We start from the raw sequence: 17,481 nt of genomic DNA on the forward strand, positions 1-17,481 counted from the left end.
GCAGACGTATGAAAGCAGTGTCATCCCCTCATACGCGCGCCATCGGCGTCGAATAACGGTTCTGAGATCACGCGTGCCTTGCACAACTGGCCAAGTATTTCGATTTCTACTTCCAGCCCGTCCGCAGCGCGGTCTGTTGGTAGAAACCCCATGGCAAAGGACTTGCCTGCATAGTGTGAATAGCCACCCGAAGTGCAAAACCCGGCGACCTTTCCGCCCAGCCAAACCGGCTCATACGCGTTGACATCAGCGTCCTCGGCATCAACCTCGAACGCAACCAGTCGACGGGCAGGGCCAGAGGCGCGTTCAGCCTCGGCAGCTGCGCGGCCAATGAAATCGGCGTTCTTAGAGAATGAAATGAACCGATCCAGACCGGTTTCCGCGGCTGTGTAATCAGGCGAGAATTCTCGCATCCAGGATCCAAAGAACTTGTCCAGACGCAGGCTCATCATCGCGCGCATGCCAAATGGAACGATGCCGCGTTCTTGCCCGGCCTGCCATAAGGTCCACCACAACTGCCTTTGTGCCATGGGATCGCAGTAGATCTCGTACCCCAAATCGCCGGTATAGCTGACGCGCTGGACGATGCAGTCGGTCATCCCAACGGTCATGCGGCGCAGATCGAGGAACCGAAATCCGCTCAGGTCATCACGGGTGCAGGCCGCCAGAACCTGCGTGGCTTTTGGACCGGCGATCTGGAACCCGTTCTGCCGATCGCTGATGTTTTCGACAGTCACGCCATTCTGCGCATTTTGCAGGAACCAGCGCATGTGAAACGCCTGAGAGCCGTAGGAGGCGGTCAGACGGAACTCGGTCTCATCAAGACAGGAAACGGTAAAATCACCGATCAGCTTGCCCTTTGGTGATAGCATCGGGGTTAGCGACACGCGGCCCGGTTTCGGGATTCGACCCGCCATGATCCGATCCAGCCAATCGCGGGCAGCAGGTCCAGCAATGCGGTATTTGCCAAAATTGTGCACTTCGTTGATGCCAACACCTGATCGCACGGCCCGAACTTCGCGCCCGGTGGCATCGAATGCGTTGGATCGGCGGAACGAGGGCGTTTCATAGCCCGGTTCATCCCCTTGGGCAAAGTAATTGGGCACCTCAAGCCCGTATTGCTGACCCCACACAGCACCAAGATCGGTAAAGATATCATACATCGGCGTTGTGCGGGCTGGGCGGGCTGCCGGCAATTCCTCGTTCGGATAAGAGACGCTGAACCGCTTCTGATAGTTCTCGATGACCTTTGGACGGGTATAGCCCGGGCTGATCCAATCCCCGAACCGCGCCACGTCCATCGCAAAGACGTCGCGCTCGGGCTCGCCTTCTATCATCCATTGCGCCAGTGTCAGACCAACGCCGCCGCCCTGGCTGAACCCGGCCATCACGCCGCAGGCCGACCAATAGTTGCGCAACCCCGGAACCGGCCCGACCAGAGGATTGCCGTCCGGTGCAAAGGTAAACGGCCCGTGGATCACCGATTTCACACCAGCCTCGGCCAGAACAGGAAAGCGGCGATAGGCGAATTCAATACTATCGGTGATCTTATCGAAATCATCGGGAAGAAGCTCGTGACCGAAATCCCACGAGGTGCCGTCGACAGCCCAGGGCCTGCAGGTTTGTTCATAAAAGCCGATGCACAGACCGCGTCCCTCTTGCCGCAGATAGCTTTCGCCGGCGGGATCCATGACATGGGGATGTTCGCCGCCTGCGTCGATAATTGCCTCGATTTGGGGGATCGAGTCGGTGACCAGGTACTGATGTTCCATCGGATGCAGCGGGAAATAGACACCGGCCATGGCGCCAACCTCGCGCGCCCAGAGCCCACCAGCGTTGACCACATGTTCGGTGTGAATCGTGCCCTTGTTGGTGACCACATCCCAAGTGCCATCGGGGCGCTGATTTGTTTCGTGCACCATGCAATGGGTTTCGATTGTTGCGCCGCCCATCCGCGCCGCTTTGGCATAGGCATGGGTGGTTCCGGACGGATCAAGATGCCCGTCCAGCGGATCATAGAGCGCGCCGATGATGCCGTCGGTATTGGTGATCGGTGCGATTTTCCTTATCTCTTCAGGGCCTACGATTTCGGTCTCTAACCCCATAAAGCGGTGCTTGGCACGTTCGGCCAGGAGCATGTCAAACCGGTCGCGGTCGTCGGCCAACGTTATGCCGCCAATGTGGTGCAGGCCACAGGACATGCCGGTGATCTCTTCCAGCTCTTTATACAGCCGGATCGTATAGCCTTGCAGTGCGGCCATATTAGTGTCGCCGTTCAATGTGTGGAAACCACCCGCCGCGTGCCAGGTCGAGCCACTGGTCAATTCGGACCGCTCCAGCAGCATCACATCCGACCAGCCCAGCTTGGTCAGGTGATAAAGAACCGAACACCCGACAACGCCGCCACCGATTACAGCTACCTGAGTTGTTGTCTTCACGTCACAGACTCCCCTTGCGATATAGTCAAAGCCTGCAATCGCAGAACCAGGGATACTGTTCCGTTCACGACAAAGGCTGTCGCAGCGAGAGGATCAGAGGGGACGGATCTTCAGCTCTGTGATCCTGTTGCCTTCGCGCGCGACGACTTCGAATCTGAACCCGTGGAACGAGAATACCTGACCCGTGATCGGGATCATCTGCGCTTCGTGGATGACCAGACCGGCCACGGTATTGGCCTCTTCGTCGGGCAAAGACCATTCCATCGCGCGGTTTACATCGCGGATCGTCATTGCGCCTTCAACAAGGTACTGGCCGTCTTCGGTTCGCGTTACCGGGACGTCCTCATCAATGTCAAACTCATCAGCAATCTCGCCGACGATTTCTTCGAGGATATCTTCAAGCGTGATTAGACCCCTGAGTGAACCATATTCGTCGACCACCAGCGCAAAATGGCTATGCATCCGCAGGAATTCCCGCATCTGATCGTCAAGAGTGGTCGTTTCAGGCACAAAATAAGGGGCGTTCGCTACCTTTGAGACATCGAACTCTTTCAGTCGGTTGTTTTCACGTTCGCTGCTTCCTGCATGAGCATACATAGCGCGGAACAGGTCTTTGGCGTGAACAACCCCAACGATGTTTTCTGGTTCGTCCCTAAAGACAGGCAGGCGTGTATGGGGGCTTTCAAGGCATTGTTTCAGGATCGCCTCGGGAGCGTCATCCGCATCAACCATCTCGATATTCGAACGATGGAGCATGATCTCTTCAACCGCACGTTCACCCAGATCCAAAGCGCCCAGAATGCGGTCACGGTCTTCCTTCTCGACCACGCCTTCGGAATGGCCCAAATGCAGGGCCCCAACGATTTCGTCGCGCACGGCCAGAATGTTGCTATCCGGGTCGATCTGTACACCGAAGAGGCGTAAAACTCCCCGTACCAATAGGCGTACGGCCGAAACGACCGGTGAGAATAGGGTGACAACCACGCTGATGATCGGAGCAACGGCGGATGCCGCTTTTTCCGAATTGGTTATGGCATAAGTCTTGGGCAAAACTTCAGCAAAAATCAGAACCAGCAAGGTCATGACCAGGGTTGCCAACGCTACGCCGCTTTCGCCAAAGAGGCGCGTGAACATCGCTGTGGCCAACGAGGCCGCAAGAATGTTGACCAGATTGTTGCCCAGCAAAACCGATCCGATCAGCCGTTCGTTGTCGTCGGTGATGTCCAGCGCCTTCTGCGCCCCGCGCGACCCTTTGTCCGCCTGCGCCCGCAGCTTGCCGCGTGACGAGGCCGTCAGAGCCGTTTCAGAACCCGAGAAAAACCCCGATAAGAAGAGCAATAGCAATATGGCACCGGACGTAAGCCAGAATGTGCCGTCGATCAGAGAAGTTGAGGGTTCCATCGGTCCTTAGCTGCTTGTGTTTCTGCGTCTGTTATGGGGGCGCGGCTTGACTGGATCAAGGAGTTAGCCCTTTTCAACTGGATCTTTAGCTAATGGGTGATGCTGCAACACCAGTTCAGCCAGCCGTTCTTCCAGGACATGAGTATAGATTTCTGTGGTCGCCACATCCGCGTGACCAAGCAATGTTTGGATCGATCGCAAATCGGCACCGTTGGCAAGAAGATGTGTCGCAAAAGCGTGACGCAAGGTGTGAGGTGTAACCTTTTCGGGCGAAACCCCACCGTGAACCGCCAGTTCCTTGATCAGATGATAGAACATATGCCGTGTCAGATGCCCGGCCTTGCCACGTGAGGGAAAAAGAAATCGGGAACTCTGCCCACCCTTTGTAACACGCTTTTCCTCAGTCTCATCCCGAGCCGCCAACCATGCCGAAAGCGCCTGTCGAGCCGGAGGGGACAGTGGAACCATCCGCTCTTTGCCGCCTTTTCCCAATACCAAGAGCATCCTCGGATCGCCGCGCGCCGATGACACCGGCAACGATACCAGTTCAGTGACACGCATCCCGGTGGCATACAGGATTTCCATCAGGCAGGTATTGCGCAGCTTTTCGATGTTGTTTCGCCCGCTTTCGCGCGCAGCAACCAATAACCGGTCCACCTCGGATACATCCAGAGTTTTCGGCAGCCGCTTTGGCCGTCCTGGGCCTTTGATCTTGATCGCGGGGTTTGTCGAACGCCAGCCTTCCTCGAATGCGAACCGATAAATCTGTTTTATGGCAGACAAACGGCGGGCGCGGGTGGATTGAGCCAATCCCTGTGCGTCGCAACTGATCAGGTAATCCTCAACCTGCTTGGCGTCGGCCTCGGCAAACCCAATTTTCCGGCGCCGCAGCCAGGCCGCAAAATCCTTGAGATCACGGCCATAGGCAACAAGCGTATTTTGGGCAGCGCCTAACTCGGCGGCCTGTGCTTCCAGAAAGGTCGAAATCCAGATTTCATCAGAGCCCGGAGACGTCATGATCACTTGCCCTGCAGGATCAGCAGGTTCAGCGCGGCGCGGCGCGCGGTATCTTCTAGACCGACCCGGCGCAGGGTTGCCATGGCTGCTGTCAGGTCGACCAGATTTCCCCGCGATCCATGGGCAAACAGCACCATCGTCTCCAGAAGCGCCTCACCGAGGCGGCCTTCGTCCAGCATGTTGCTGATATCGGTTGGCACCGGCGCCGCCCATGCAAACCCCTCTGCGATGGCATCCGCCAGCGGCGAAGGGGAGGGCGCGCGCCCCGGATCACCCTGAGCCAGCGCAGCCAGAAACTGACTTTCTTCAGAATTGTCCGGAGCCGACAACGCCGCTGTTTCATATAGATCTGACAGCAACAGAATGCGCCACCGCAGATCCTCGGCCGCGGGTTTCTGTAGTTTGACCTGAGAGAGGCGCCCGGCGAAAAGTTCAGCGAATGGCACTTCCAGGCCGATATTGCGCATCTGGTTCCAAACCACCGGCAGAGCTTTGGCGATCTTTGCCGAATTGCCAGAATCAAGTGCATTTTCGAACCGCTGTATCGACGATACCCGGTCCCATACGGCTCCAGACGCAGCCGGAGACCGTTCTGTATAGAGCCCCAGCAGTTGATTTGGCGTTAGCGCCCCAACGCGTGTCAACCGTTCCGCGGCTTCGACCTGAGCCTTCCAGCCCGCAACATCCCGCAGATCCGCATTTGCGAAGACGCGGGGCAAAGCAGCCGAGGGCAAACGTTCGCCAATAGCTTCGAACAAGCGGAACATCAGGGGCGAGGGGTCGTCCGGTTGCGGCAGATACTCGGCGTCTTCGTACAGTTCAGGGCTTAGAAACCTGTCCAGAACCTCCAGCTCTTGTGGTGCCAGAACCTGTAGGGCATGGGCTGCCTCAAGCGTGAGAGCGGCCGAGTCCCAATCCCCACGCCGGGCCTTGCAGAAAATCTGAGCGGCATAGTCCCGTGACAAATGCGGCTGAGCAATCAGCGCCGTGCAACTGCGATCTTCATCCCCGGTCAGAAGGGTGGCGTCGAACCAGCGTTGAAATCGGTCAAGACTGTTCGTCGGGCCTGCCAGCTGTACCAATGATTGCGTGGGGTCCGCAGCGCCAAGATGCATGAGGCGGTCGAGCCGCGCCAAAAGCAAAATCTCTTCCCCTTTACTGGACGTCGGTGCCCGAGCTTCGGTTAAAAGCAACGTGAACAGCAAACGCTGCATTGCAGGGTTGTACTTGACCGGGACGCTTTCGATCAGTTCGGACAGGCGTTGGGGATCGCTGTTCTGCCACATGTCGACAGGCAATCCTGTGACAGTCGAAGCAACCAGGCCCAGGGGTTGTGACAATGCCTGAAGCGGGGTCACAAGAACATCGGGCTGACCGCCGGGCTGCGCCACGGGTGGCTCAAGCAAAACCGTCCCCGGAAGGTTTTCCGGAGGATTGGCCAGCCATTCAATAACAGAAAGGGGTTCCTGCTGCGCCTGCGCTGTTCCTGCAAGAAACAGTGCAACCACCGCCACTTTATTCGACATTCAGTATTACCGGCTCCCTGACCTCGCTTTGCGGCGCAGAGAAATCTGCACCAAAAAACTCACCCAGGTAGACATATCCCACCAGCCCGATGAAACACAGGCAAATCAGATATATCAGGAACTTGATCAGACGGCCCATGGTCAAACGCTGCCTCAATTTTCTCTTTTGACCAAGTTATAACTGGCATTTTTCCTAAGATCACGTCATTCACGATGAAATGAGCGAAATTAAGCATAACACCCATGCGGCATCTGCCGTTTCGGACTATACACTGCACAAAACAGTGGTGCTTGTAGGTATGATGGGGGCCGGAAAGACCGCCGTAGGCCGCGCATTGGCCGCTCGGTTGCAGGTTCCTTTCCTCGATAGCGATGCCGAAATCGAATCAGCGGCCAACATGACCATCCCCGAGATATTCGAGCGTGATGGCGAAGCCTTTTTTCGCAGCAAGGAAAGCCAGGTCATCGGGCGGCTTTTGGTCGAGGAAAAAGGTATCCTTTCTACCGGCGGCGGTGCCTTTATGACCGAACAAAACCGCGACATGATCACTCAACGCGGGGTGTCCGTTTGGTTGCGCGCCGATTTGGGTGTGTTGTGGAACCGCGTTCGCCACAAGGATACGCGCCCGCTTTTGCGCACCGAAAACCCGTTCGCGACCCTTCGTGCATTGTACGATCAGCGTGTTCCGATCTATGAACGCGCCGATCTGGCGGTTTCGTCCGACGGGGATGTCTCGATTGAAGATATGGTAGAGCGTGTCGTCAAAGCTCTGATGACGCGACCTGATGTTTTGGAACGGAAATAGATGCACCAAACCGTACATGTTGAGCTTGGGGATCGGTCCTATGATGTAGAGATCGGCCCCGATCTGCTGACGCAGGCCGGTCAGCGCATAGCACCTTTGCTGCCGCGACCCAAAGTAGCGGTTCTGACCGATGAAAACGTGGCGAGCCTGCATCTTGACGCGTTGCGGGATGGGTTGGCCAGCGCAGGGATCGAAATGTCCGCATTGGCGCTGCCCGCGGGCGAAGCCACCAAAAGCTGGCCGCATTTTGAGCGTGCGGTCGAATGGTTGTTAGCCGAGAAAATCGAGCGGCGTGACGTGGTGGTTGCGTTCGGAGGTGGGGTTATAGGTGATCTCGCCGGATTTGCCGCGGCCGTTTTGCGCCGGGGCGTACGGTTTGTTCAGATACCAACTTCGCTGCTAGCGCAGGTCGACAGTTCGGTCGGCGGCAAAACCGGGATCAACGCACCGCAGGGCAAGAACCTGATTGGCGCATTTCATCAACCCTCACTGGTGCTGGCGGATACTTCGGTTCTGGGCACAATGACCGACAGGGATTTCCTGTCCGGTTATGGTGAGGTCGTAAAATACGGGCTGTTGGGGGATGCAGCATTCTTTGAATGGCTCGAGGGCAATGGCCCCGATGTCTCGGGCGGGGATATGGCCGCGCGGGTTCGGGCCGTCACCCGATCCGTTCAGATGAAAGCCGACATCGTCGCTCGTGATGAGACCGAGCAGGGGGATCGCGCCCTGCTGAATCTCGGGCATACGTTCTGTCATGCGCTTGAGGCTGCTACCGGGTATTCTGATCGTTTGCTGCATGGAGAAGGCGTTGCGATTGGATGCGCACTGGCATTCGAACTGTCGGCGCGACTTGGATTATGTTCGCAAGAGGACCCAAGCCGGGTTCGGGCACATCTGCGTGCGATGGGCATGAAAACCGACATTTCCGATATCCACGGGGATTTGCCCGACGCCGAAGCGCTGGTCGAGCTGATGGCGCAAGACAAGAAGGTTATCGATGGCCAACTGCGTTTCATTCTGGCCCGAGGCATCGGGCAGGCATTTGTCACGTCGGATGTTCCGCGGGATGCGGTTTTGAGTGTCCTCAAGGACGCGCTGGGTTGATCAACGCCCGCGAATGATCATTAACTCGCCAATATTTTCACGGGTAATATAGCCGACCATCTGATCTGACCGCGTGCAGACGGCAACTGCGGGGGCACCCCCGTGGAACTGTTTCAGAACCGCTTCCAACCCGCTGCTCAGGGTCACTGTCGGGATATCCTCAACCATGATTGAACTGGCCAATTCTGACCGGGGAATATCTTTGGCGAGGGCAGCAAACAGCCGGTCGCGCGTGACAAAGCCCTGCAGTCTCCCCGTTGCATCCAACAATGGAAATTCATGCTGAGTGGTGTGAATGACCGCTTGAGCGGCGGTCGCAAGCGTGTCGGTTGGCGATAGGGCGTGAAACTCGGTGATCATGGCGTCGCGGGCCAGAACCTGACGCGCCACTGATCGCATTGCGACGTCCTGGCTTTCTGCATTGGCGGCAACGAATACAAAAACCGCGATCAGAACCAACAACGGATTGCCTGTGCTTAGCCCCAGAAACCCCAATCCTACCGCCACTATCTGACCGGCAAATGCGGCAATGCGCGTGGCCTTGACCCGATCCATCCTCAGGCAGAGCAGTGCGCGAAAAACGCGTCCACCATCCATCGGGAATGCGGGGATGAGATTAAAGGCAGCCAGAAGAAGGTTCACATAGGCGAGGCGGTTCAAAAGCCCGGTCTCGGGTGAATCAATATTGGCGAGTGTTTCAAATGGCATTCCTGCGCCCAAAAAGACGAGGATGATCCAGATGACGACGTTTACCGCAGGACCGGCCAAAGCCACCGATACCTCTTGCATGGGGTTCTCTGGCATCCGTTCCAATCGGGCAAGACCGCCGATCGGCAATAAAGTAATGTCCGGAGTTTTTATGCCATAGCGCCGCGCCATCAGCGCATGACCAAACTCATGCGCGACCACACATGCAAAAAGGGCAAGCACGAAAATCAGATTCCCGATCGCGGCCTGCATCCCTCCGGTAGAATAGGCAGCGAATCCAACCCATGCCAACAAGAGGAAAAAGGTGACATGGACCTTCAGTTCCGACCCCAAAAGTCGGCCGAGCGAGAAGGACCATGTCATGATGTGTCTCCGGTGTGCTTAGAACGGAATCTCGTCGTCGTCTATTCCACCAGACGCGGGTGCCGGGGCGCTGGATTGTCCGCCATAGGGGTCACCATAGCCACCACCTGCCTGGCCGCCACCGTAACCGCCGGATTGACCACCGCCACCGCCGCCGCCTTCTCCACGCGCATCCAGCAAAGTCAGTTCGCCGCGATAGGGGCGCAAAACCACCTCAGTGCTATAGCGGTCCTGACCGGACTGATCCTGCCACTTGCGGGTTTCCAGCTGACCTTCGATATAAACTTTGCTGCCCTTGCGCAGATATTGCTCGGCAATGCGGGCCAATGGTTCTGAAAAAATCGCGACCGAGTGCCATTCTGTCCGCTCGCGGCGTTCGCCGGTGTTGCGGTCTTTCCAGGTCTCGGAAGTGGCGATGCGCAGATTGCAGACCTTGCCACCGTTCTGGAACGACCGTACCTCGGGATCACGCCCCAGATTTCCCACCAGAATGACCTTGTTGACAGAACCCGCCATGTATTTCCCCGTTCTTAACTGACTTGAGTGCGCCCGAATCTGGCGCTGTGTATTTCTGAGACCCTATACGCCCTGAACCATGGTTGGAACATGGATCATGAGAAATGAACTGGTCGGGAGTTTGCACGTAGAAAATTTACCATGCTTTCATTATTGGCTGAAATACATATACTCACTCGGGTTCGTGACAGTGCGGGACAGGCATTAATGCGTTTCAGATTTTGTTTTTTATCGGTTCTATGCTTTGCGTTGACCTGTGGACTCGCTGCGGCGGATACGCTGTCTACCAAAAGCCGTAAGGACATCTTTCTGAAGCAATCCAAATATTTGGACGGCCGTGCGGCCACCCAGTACCGCGATTCAGATCGGTTGAAGCCTAAGACGCCTCAACCACAATTCAGTAAGCGATATTCCGGCAACTATCGGGGTGAGTACCTGACGATGGCGCGGCAAGCGGCTCGTAAACACGATGTTCCCGAAGAGCTGTTCCTGCGCCTTGTTCAGCAGGAAAGTGGATGGAATCCGCATGCCGTGTCACATAAAGGCGCGTTGGGTCTGGCCCAGTTGATGCCCGGGACCGCGCAATTATTGGGCGTGAACCCGCGCGACCCGAAACAGAATCTTGAAGGTGGGGCCCGGTATCTGTCCTGGCAATACCGCAAGTTCAAATCCTGGCGGCTTGCGCTGGCCGCCTATAACGCCGGACCTCAGGCTGTTGAAAAACACGGCGGCGTACCACCCTACAAGGAAACCCAGAATTACGTGAAGGTGATTTGGGGCGGTTAAGCCCGGCAGCGCATTCTAAGAATGGCTGGCCAAGCTTGTTTGGTTTGAAAAAGGCGCCGGAAGCTCTCCGACGCCTTTGGTGTTCTCACGCCCTCACTCTGCGGCGATTTTTATGACGGGTTCCATACGTGCCAGGATGTCGTCTGCCAGATGGCATTTGACCTGATGACCGTCTGCCAGGGTTTTCACGGGTGGGACATCTCTTTCGCAAAGACCGTTGGGGACTTCGGATTTCCAGCGACAGCGGGTCTGAAACGGACAGCCAGGAGGCGGGTTCATCGCTGATGGGATGTCGCCTTCCAAGACGATGTGCTGCTTCTCGACCGATGTATCGGCGATGGGGACCGCGCTCAGCAGGGCTTCTGTATAGGGGTGATAGGGCGGTGCAAACACCTGATCAGTGGTGCCCAGCTCGACCACATGGCCCAGATACATCACCATCACCCGGTCGCTGAGATAGCGCACGATCGACAGGTCGTGGCTGATGAACAGCAGTGTGGTTTTGTGCTCGCGTTGGATCTCCATCAGCAGGTCGGTTACCGCCGCCTGCACCGATACATCCAGCGCCGAGACCGGCTCATCCGCCACCACGATCCGCGCATCCCCGGCAAAGGCGCGGGCGATGCCGACACGTTGTTTCTGCCCGCCCGATAGCTGTCGCGGCATCCGCTCGGCAAAGGCGCGGGGCAGTTTCACCAAGTCCAACAGTTCGAGCATCCGCTTCTTGCGCTCGGCCTCGGACTTACCGACGCCAAAGATTTCCAGAGCGCGGATGATTTGACGGCCCACGGTCATCGAAGGATTCAACGTGTCGAACGGATTCTGGAACACCATCTGAACCTCGCCCACCGTCTTGGCGTCGCGCTCTTCGATGGGCACGTCCTCGATATTGCGGTTGTCCAGCAGGATCTGCCCGTCCGTTGCCGTCTCCAACCCCATAAGAACTTTGGCAAAGGTGGATTTGCCGCAGCCGGATTCGCCCACAATTGCAAGTGTCTCGGATTCATGCGCCTCAAAGCTCAGAGTTTCGTTTGCTTTGACTACCTTCGCTTCACCGCCGCCAAACAATGCATTTGCCGCAACCTCATAGTATTTCTTGAGATTTTCCATCTTCAGAACAACGCGGCCAATCTCACCTTTTTCCTTTTGCTCGGCCAGGGTGATGGGCGCGTTCCAGTCGATCTCCTGAAATTTCAGACAGCGGGTATGATGCCGGTCATTGCCTGGCACGGCCTCCATCAGAATGTTCTGCGCGTCACAGCGACCTTCCTCGAAATAGTCGCAGCGTGGGCCAAAGTTGCAGCCCGAAGGGCGCTCATGAGGCAGGGGGAAATTGCCCGGAATGGCCACCAGCGGGCGCGCGTTCTTGTCCGCACCCGGCAGTGGAATCGACCGGAAGAGCGCCTGCGTATAGGGGTGCTGCATTTCGTCGAACACATCCTTGATCGAGCCGCGCTCGACCGCTTCGCCGGAATACATCACGCACAGCCGGTCGCAGGTTTCCAGCACCAGCCCCAGATTGTGGCTGATGAACAGCATAGAGGTGCCGTATTTCTTGCCCAGATCCTTGACCAGCTCGACCACCGCGGCCTCGACGGTCACGTCAAGCGCGGTGGTGGGCTCGTCCAGGATCAGCAACGATGGCTTGGACATCAGCGCCATCGCGATCACGATGCGCTGTTGCTGGCCTCCCGACAGCTGGTGGGGGAAAGAATTCAGCATCCGTTCAGGGTCGGGCAGGCGTACATCGGTGACCACTTCCAGCGCACGGGCATAGGCCTCGTCCTTGCTGACGCCCTCGTGGATCATCGGTACTTCCATCAGCTGCCGACCGATCTTCATCGCGGGGTTCAGGCTGGCCATAGGTTCCTGATAGATCATGGCTATTTCATTGCCGCGAATATCGCGCAGTTCTTCGGCCGTCATCTCGGATAGGTCACGACCCTTGAACTTGATGGATCCGCCAACAACACGCCCGTTCTTGCCCAGATCCTGCATCACGCCCAACGCAACGGTGGATTTCCCGCACCCCGATTCCCCAACCAGCCCCACAGCTTCACCAGGCTGCACGCTGACCGAAAAATCCATCACTGCAGGGATCTCGCGCAACCGCGTGAAAAACGAAATCGACAGCTTGTCGATCTCCAATATCGGGCCCTCATAGGACGCAAGTTTGGTCATCTGTGTTGCTCCTCACCAGATCCCGGGGATCCCCTTCATCTGGCCAAAAATACCTCGGGGGTCCGGGGGCAGGCCCCCGGCCGCTCATACATCAGTCCTTCAGACTTTCTTCGCGCAGGCCATCAGCCAACAGGTTCAACCCAAGAACCAGTGTCAACAGCGCCAGCGCAGGTGGCAGGGCAGGGTGCAGATAGATCGACAAGAGCTTGCGCCCTTCATTGATCGTCGACCCCCAATCGGGACTTTCGGGTGGTAGCCCGAGGCCAAAGAATCCCAAGGTTCCCAAAAGGATGGTCGTATAGCCAATGCGCAGACAGAAGTCGACGATCAGCGGCCCGCGCGCATTGGGCAGGATTTCCCAAAGCATGATGTACCATGGACCTTCACCACGGGTTTGCGCTGCGGCAACATAATCGCGGGTTTTGATGTCCAACGCCAGGCCACGCACGATACGGAATACCGTGGGTGAGTTCACGAAAACCACCGAAACGAACACGACCAGAATGCCGCCGGGGATATTGAACAGGTCCAGATAGGTGGGCAGTCCCCAGATGTTGTAGCTGTTGGTTTCGATGATGTAGCCGTCTGTTGAAATCAGAGATAGATAGAGCCACATCGCGATGCCCAACACTCCGATCAGCAGAGGTGTTCGGAAATTGGGCCGCGTATAGAACCGCGAATTCAGCAGGACGCAAAGAAACAGGATCGGAAAGACGAACAACACGGCTGCCATATAGTTCGGCACACCGGTTGCCACGATCTCGGGCGTGACCAGCAGATAGAACAGCAGGATTACCGGGAAGGCCAGTATCAGGTTTGCCAGGAAGGACAGGAGCGTGTCCAGACGTCCGCCATAAAACCCCGCAGGCAGGCCCAAAGTAATCCCGACCATGAAGGCAAATATGGTTGCCATCGGTGCGATCTGCACCACGATCCATGCCCCTTTGACCATCCGGCTGAACACATCGCGGGCCAGATTGTCCCCACCCAGTAGATACCAGGAATATGTTCCGTCCTCAGTGCTGGGCATTGGAGTTCCGGGCAACTTGTTCTTCATACCTGAAACCTGCGCCAGCGGATCATGCGTGACGATCAGGTCCAGCGCACCAAAAATGCCGGTAAAGACCCAGAACATCACAAGGCCAAAACCGATCATGCCGATGGGGCTGTCAAACAGTTTGCCATATAGGCCAAGCTTGCGCTTGAAGGCGATCGACATTGCAAACAGAATGATCAGCGACATCCAGACAGGTAAGAACTGCCGCGAGATCGCTCCGATGATCCCGGCGCTTGTTCCCATCAAAATGCCAAGCACCACATAGGCCAGACACAGCGCGACGCAGGCGAAAAAGCTGTACCTCAACGCGATCTGCGTCAGGCCGCGCAGTCCGGTATCTGCATTGATTGTGCCGTCGATATTCACGACGACCGGCGTTTCGGGCAACACGATGCTGCCCAAGATCCAGACGATGATTGATACCCCCAACGCCACCAGTGCGATCATCAGCAAGGGGTTCAGAATGGCGATAGAGCCGGTCCAGGTAAGTGGTTCCATGTTCTGTCCCTCCTTACGAAATGCGAATGCGCGGGTTGAGGTAGACATAGCCGATATCCGAGATCAGCTGCGTTACCAGCACCACAAAGACCGACACGACCGAGATCGCCAGCAGCAACTGGATGTCGTTGTTGCCAGCCGCCTCCACCAGTGCCCAGCCGAAGCCCTTGTACTGGAACAAGGTCTCGACGATCACCACACCGTTCAGCAGCCAGGGAAACTGCAGCATGATGACTGTGAACGGTGCAATCATCGCGTTTCGCAGCGCGTGCTTCATGACGATATTCGGGAAGGAAACCCCTTTAAGGCGCGCGGTACGGATGTATTGCGACGTCATCACCTCGGTCATCGAGGCGCGGGTCATGCGGGCGATATAGCCCATTCCGTATAGCGAGATGGTTAGCACCGGGAGGAAGAAGTTTTCAAAGGTCGGCGTTTCCATTGCCTGCGTTGAAATGCCCTTGAACCATTTCAACCCCACCGCAGATGAAGAGAAAATCGCGATGAAGATCACGCCCGACACATATTCCGGCGTCGCGGTTGTGGTGATGGCAAAGGTTGAAAGGGTCCGGTCGGTGGCCGATCCTTCCTTCATACCTGCCAGAACTCCAAGGATCAGAGCCGAAGGGACCATCAGCAACATAACCCAAAGCATCAGCCGACCGGTCAGGGCCAGCCGGGTGCCAACAACTTTCGAAACTTCCTCTTTGAAAACCGAGGAGTATCCCCAGTATCCCTGCAGGATGCCGCAGAAACTTGGCGAGGTTTCGGCGGTTTCACCGGGCAGGATACATCTTCCTTGTATGCTGCCGTCTTCGTTGGTGTGCCGATAGGAAGGCAGCACGCCCAACCACTCGCCGTATTTGATCGGCGTCGGCTGCAGATACCCGTTTTTCAGAAGATAGCTTTCAACCTGTTCGTCGGACATCCGAAAATTGCCCTGCGTTTTCGCAAGCTTTTCGAGGTTCGGATACAGGTTGGTGAGGAAGAAGACCAAGAATGTCAGGCACAAAGCTGTGATGAGCATGATGCCGACACGCTTTAGAATGAATAGTCCCATATTAGCCCCTGTTGGTGGCCAGTGCAGGTGTCAAAAGCCCCACACTTCGCTGTTTTTTGGTCGCCACGATACGGACGAAAAAGCCGCGCCCAATCGGCGCGGCTTGTATCTGTCGGCTTAGGAAAGAACGCCGAACTTATAGATTTGTGGCAGGTCGGCGATGTGCTTTTCAACCCCAACCATATTGTCCCGGTGGTGACGCATCGCCGTCCGCCAATAGGGTTGGATGGTCACGCCTTCTTCGATCATGATCGCCTGCAGCTTGGCCATGACTTCGCGACGCTTGTCGACATCCGCGATCGAGTTTGCCTCGGCCAGAAGCGCGTCGAACTCGTCATTGGCGAAACCAGCCTCGTTCCAGGCTACGCCCGATTTGTAGGCCAGCGCCAGAACCTGCGTGCCCAGCGGGCGGTGGTTCCAGTTGGTCGACGAGAAGGCGTATTTCGTCCAGTCGTTCCAGAAGGTCGAACCCGGAAGAACCGTATGACGTGCCTTGATGCCAGCATCGTTCAACTGAGCTACCACGGCCGCGGTCGTGTTGCGGCGCCAGTCGTCGTCGATGGACTGAACCTCATGCTCGAAGTCACCCATTCCGGCCTCGTCCATCAGCGCTTTGGCCGCTGCGGGATCAAAGGGCAGGCGGGTTACAGCGGAATCATGTTCCGGGTGCATCGGGCCAACATGGCAGTTGTCGGCAGGAATGCCGTATCCCGACATGCCCAGCTCCAGGCAGACGGCGTTGTCGACGGCCATGGCCAGGGCCTGCCGCACACGTTTGTCGGCGTAGATCTTGTTGCCGTCGGCATCTTCGGCCAGCTGGTTCGGGCGGATGACGATTGTAAAGCCCGATGGAATCTCGGACCGTGTCAGGCCGATGCTGTCAAAGATGTCTACGAATTCGCCGACCGACTCCCAGTTCATGTCGATCTCTTCGGCCTCATAAGCAGCCAGGAAGGCCGCAGGGTCGGTGCCGTAGTCGATGAATTCGATCCGATCGATATAGCCACCTTTGCCCGCAGCATATCCCCACCAGTCGTGCTCTTCATTGCGGACCAGTACACCCTTTACGCCCACTTCGTGGCTTTCAGGGATCATGAAGCCAGTGCCAATCGGGTTGGCCAGCATATTGTTGGGATCGTGGCTGCTGTGCACGATGGCTGCGGGGTAGTCGGCCATACCAGGAATGATCGTGATATCGGGCGTGTTGCAAGTCAGCTTGACCGTGTGATCATCGACCACAGTGATTGCACCTTCACCCGCTTTCTGGGTTGCCTCGTCAACCAGGGATGACATGCGCGATGCCATCGAGTTCCCCTCGACTGCCGCGTCACACCACATTTCGATGTTGCGGGCGACATCCGCTGCGGTGAAGTCATCACCGTTGTTCCACTTGACGCCTTTGCGAACGTTCAGCGTGTGCTCAGTCGCGTCATCGTTGGATTCCCAGCTTTCCAGCAACATCGGCTTGAACGAACCGTCATTGTTGTATTCGACCAGATATTCCAGCCATCCAGCCGTGAAGGTCGCAATTTGCGTCCAGTCATAAGTACGTGGATCTTTCAGGGCGCGCACTTCCATCTGATAGCGGATAGTTCCACCGCGCGGTGGCTCTTGTGCTTGTGCCGGAGACGCCAGGCCGATCATTCCATAGGCGGCGGGGACGGTAACCCCCAATGCCGTCACGCGCGCCAAAAACTCGCGGCGGCTTAGTTGCCCGTCGCGGTACTCTTGCGCGTGCATTTCCGCGGCACGATGGATCGGCGCTCCGGTAATGGTTTGGTGTTTCATTAATGTCTCTCCCTGTGACATCGATTTTGATGAAGTAGCTCTGAACCGCTCAGACCGGTTGGTGTCAGGCAGCAGGTTCGTGTGTTTTTTTTTGGATATGCAGCATCCCCATGGCGTCATTCGGCACCAGATTTCCCATGAGGTCAATGTCGGAAATCGTCATCAACTGCACAAAAGCGACATTTTGAGGCCGAAGTTTCCGTCATCGCGGATGCTTAATCTGTGCTCC

At 56.8% G+C, this 17,481-nt stretch carries 14 protein-coding genes; 3 read left to right on the top strand and 11 right to left on the bottom strand.

Features of this window, described 5'->3' with window-relative positions:
- Positions 1-20: 20 nt before the first annotated feature.
- From AC2FIM_RS01175 to AC2FIM_RS01195, 5 genes are all read right to left on the bottom strand, one after another.
- Positions 21-2,438 carry a GcvT family protein gene (locus tag AC2FIM_RS01175; RefSeq protein ID WP_496707845.1) on the bottom strand — a complete coding sequence of 806 codons (2,418 nt, stop codon included), beginning with the start codon at positions 2,436-2,438 and terminating at the stop codon, positions 21-23.
- Between the two features lie 93 nt (positions 2,439-2,531).
- Complete coding sequence (locus AC2FIM_RS01180) at positions 2,532-3,839, bottom strand: HlyC/CorC family transporter (protein WP_142634257.1); 1,308 nt, start codon at positions 3,837-3,839, stop codon at positions 2,532-2,534.
- Between the two features lie 63 nt (positions 3,840-3,902).
- Positions 3,903-4,856, bottom strand: a complete 954-nt coding sequence (locus tag AC2FIM_RS01185; protein WP_496677775.1) for a site-specific tyrosine recombinase XerD — start codon at positions 4,854-4,856, stop codon at positions 3,903-3,905.
- A gap of 2 nt (positions 4,857-4,858) precedes the next feature.
- Entirely contained in the window at positions 4,859-6,382 is a 1,524-nt protein-coding gene (locus AC2FIM_RS01190) for a hypothetical protein (protein ID WP_142634253.1), read from the bottom strand.
- A complete protein-coding gene (locus AC2FIM_RS01195; RefSeq protein WP_185956616.1) occupies positions 6,372-6,521 on the bottom strand; it encodes a hypothetical protein in 150 nt (49 codons plus the stop codon). The genes AC2FIM_RS01190 and AC2FIM_RS01195 overlap by 11 nt, the downstream gene beginning before the upstream one ends.
- A gap of 79 nt (positions 6,522-6,600) precedes the next feature.
- Here AC2FIM_RS01195 and AC2FIM_RS01200 point away from each other — a divergent pair, with 79 nt between their 5' ends.
- Positions 6,601-7,188, top strand: a complete 588-nt coding sequence (locus AC2FIM_RS01200) for a shikimate kinase (RefSeq protein WP_271946690.1) — start codon at positions 6,601-6,603, stop codon at positions 7,186-7,188.
- On the top strand, positions 7,189-8,295 hold the full coding sequence (aroB, locus tag AC2FIM_RS01205) for a 3-dehydroquinate synthase (protein WP_142634249.1): 1,107 nt from the start codon (positions 7,189-7,191) through the stop codon (positions 8,293-8,295).
- Here aroB and AC2FIM_RS01210 read toward each other — a convergent pair whose 3' ends face one another.
- The gene (locus AC2FIM_RS01210; RefSeq protein WP_496677773.1) at positions 8,296-9,366 is read right to left on the bottom strand and encodes a site-2 protease family protein; all 1,071 of its coding nucleotides are present in this window, start codon (positions 9,364-9,366) and stop codon (positions 8,296-8,298) included.
- An 18-nt stretch (positions 9,367-9,384) separates the two neighbouring features.
- Positions 9,385-9,882, bottom strand: a complete 498-nt coding sequence (ssb, locus tag AC2FIM_RS01215; protein WP_142634245.1) for a single-stranded DNA-binding protein — start codon at positions 9,880-9,882, stop codon at positions 9,385-9,387.
- Between the two features lie 207 nt (positions 9,883-10,089).
- Here ssb and AC2FIM_RS01220 point away from each other — a divergent pair, with 207 nt between their 5' ends.
- Complete coding sequence (locus AC2FIM_RS01220) at positions 10,090-10,668, top strand: lytic transglycosylase domain-containing protein (RefSeq protein ID WP_142634243.1); 579 nt, start codon at positions 10,090-10,092, stop codon at positions 10,666-10,668.
- A gap of 93 nt (positions 10,669-10,761) precedes the next feature.
- Here AC2FIM_RS01220 and AC2FIM_RS01225 read toward each other — a convergent pair whose 3' ends face one another.
- The 4 genes from AC2FIM_RS01225 to AC2FIM_RS01240 form a co-directional block, all read right to left on the bottom strand.
- Positions 10,762-12,849: a dipeptide ABC transporter ATP-binding protein gene (locus AC2FIM_RS01225; protein ID WP_271946703.1), complete on the bottom strand. Its 2,088-nt coding sequence runs from the start codon at positions 12,847-12,849 to the stop codon at positions 10,762-10,764.
- 91 nt (positions 12,850-12,940) lie between these two features.
- A complete protein-coding gene (locus tag AC2FIM_RS01230) occupies positions 12,941-14,404 on the bottom strand; it encodes an ABC transporter permease (protein ID WP_496707842.1) in 1,464 nt (487 codons plus the stop codon).
- A 13-nt stretch (positions 14,405-14,417) separates the two neighbouring features.
- Entirely contained in the window at positions 14,418-15,464 is a 1,047-nt protein-coding gene (locus tag AC2FIM_RS01235) for an ABC transporter permease (protein WP_271946707.1), read from the bottom strand.
- Between the two features lie 117 nt (positions 15,465-15,581).
- A complete protein-coding gene (locus tag AC2FIM_RS01240; protein WP_142634235.1) occupies positions 15,582-17,252 on the bottom strand; it encodes an ABC transporter substrate-binding protein in 1,671 nt (556 codons plus the stop codon).
- Positions 17,253-17,481 lie beyond the last annotated feature (229 nt).

The sequence above is a fragment of the Ruegeria sp. CDSC052 genome, from assembly GCF_059610685.1.

Coding starts and splice junctions, on each gene's coding strand:
- AC2FIM_RS01180 (WP_142634257.1), bottom strand. CDS start 3,839: ATGGAACCCTCAACTTCTCTGATCGACGGCACATTCTGGCTTACGTCC.
- AC2FIM_RS01185 (WP_496677775.1), bottom strand. CDS start 4,856: ATGACGTCTCCGGGCTCTGATGAAATCTGGATTTCGACCTTTCTGGAA.
- AC2FIM_RS01190 (WP_142634253.1), bottom strand. CDS start 6,382: ATGTCGAATAAAGTGGCGGTGGTTGCACTGTTTCTTGCAGGAACAGCG.
- AC2FIM_RS01195 (WP_185956616.1), bottom strand. CDS start 6,521: ATGGGCCGTCTGATCAAGTTCCTGATATATCTGATTTGCCTGTGTTTC.
- AC2FIM_RS01200 (WP_271946690.1), top strand. CDS start 6,601: ATGAGCGAAATTAAGCATAACACCCATGCGGCATCTGCCGTTTCGGAC.
- aroB (WP_142634249.1), top strand. CDS start 7,189: ATGCACCAAACCGTACATGTTGAGCTTGGGGATCGGTCCTATGATGTA.
- AC2FIM_RS01210 (WP_496677773.1), bottom strand. CDS start 9,366: ATGACATGGTCCTTCTCGCTCGGCCGACTTTTGGGGTCGGAACTGAAG.
- ssb (WP_142634245.1), bottom strand. CDS start 9,882: ATGGCGGGTTCTGTCAACAAGGTCATTCTGGTGGGAAATCTGGGGCGT.
- AC2FIM_RS01220 (WP_142634243.1), top strand. CDS start 10,090: ATGCGTTTCAGATTTTGTTTTTTATCGGTTCTATGCTTTGCGTTGACC.
- AC2FIM_RS01225 (WP_271946703.1), bottom strand. CDS start 12,849: ATGACCAAACTTGCGTCCTATGAGGGCCCGATATTGGAGATCGACAAG.
- AC2FIM_RS01230 (WP_496707842.1), bottom strand. CDS start 14,404: ATGGAACCACTTACCTGGACCGGCTCTATCGCCATTCTGAACCCCTTG.
- AC2FIM_RS01235 (WP_271946707.1), bottom strand. CDS start 15,464: ATGGGACTATTCATTCTAAAGCGTGTCGGCATCATGCTCATCACAGCT.
- AC2FIM_RS01240 (WP_142634235.1), bottom strand. CDS start 17,252: ATGAAACACCAAACCATTACCGGAGCGCCGATCCATCGTGCCGCGGAA.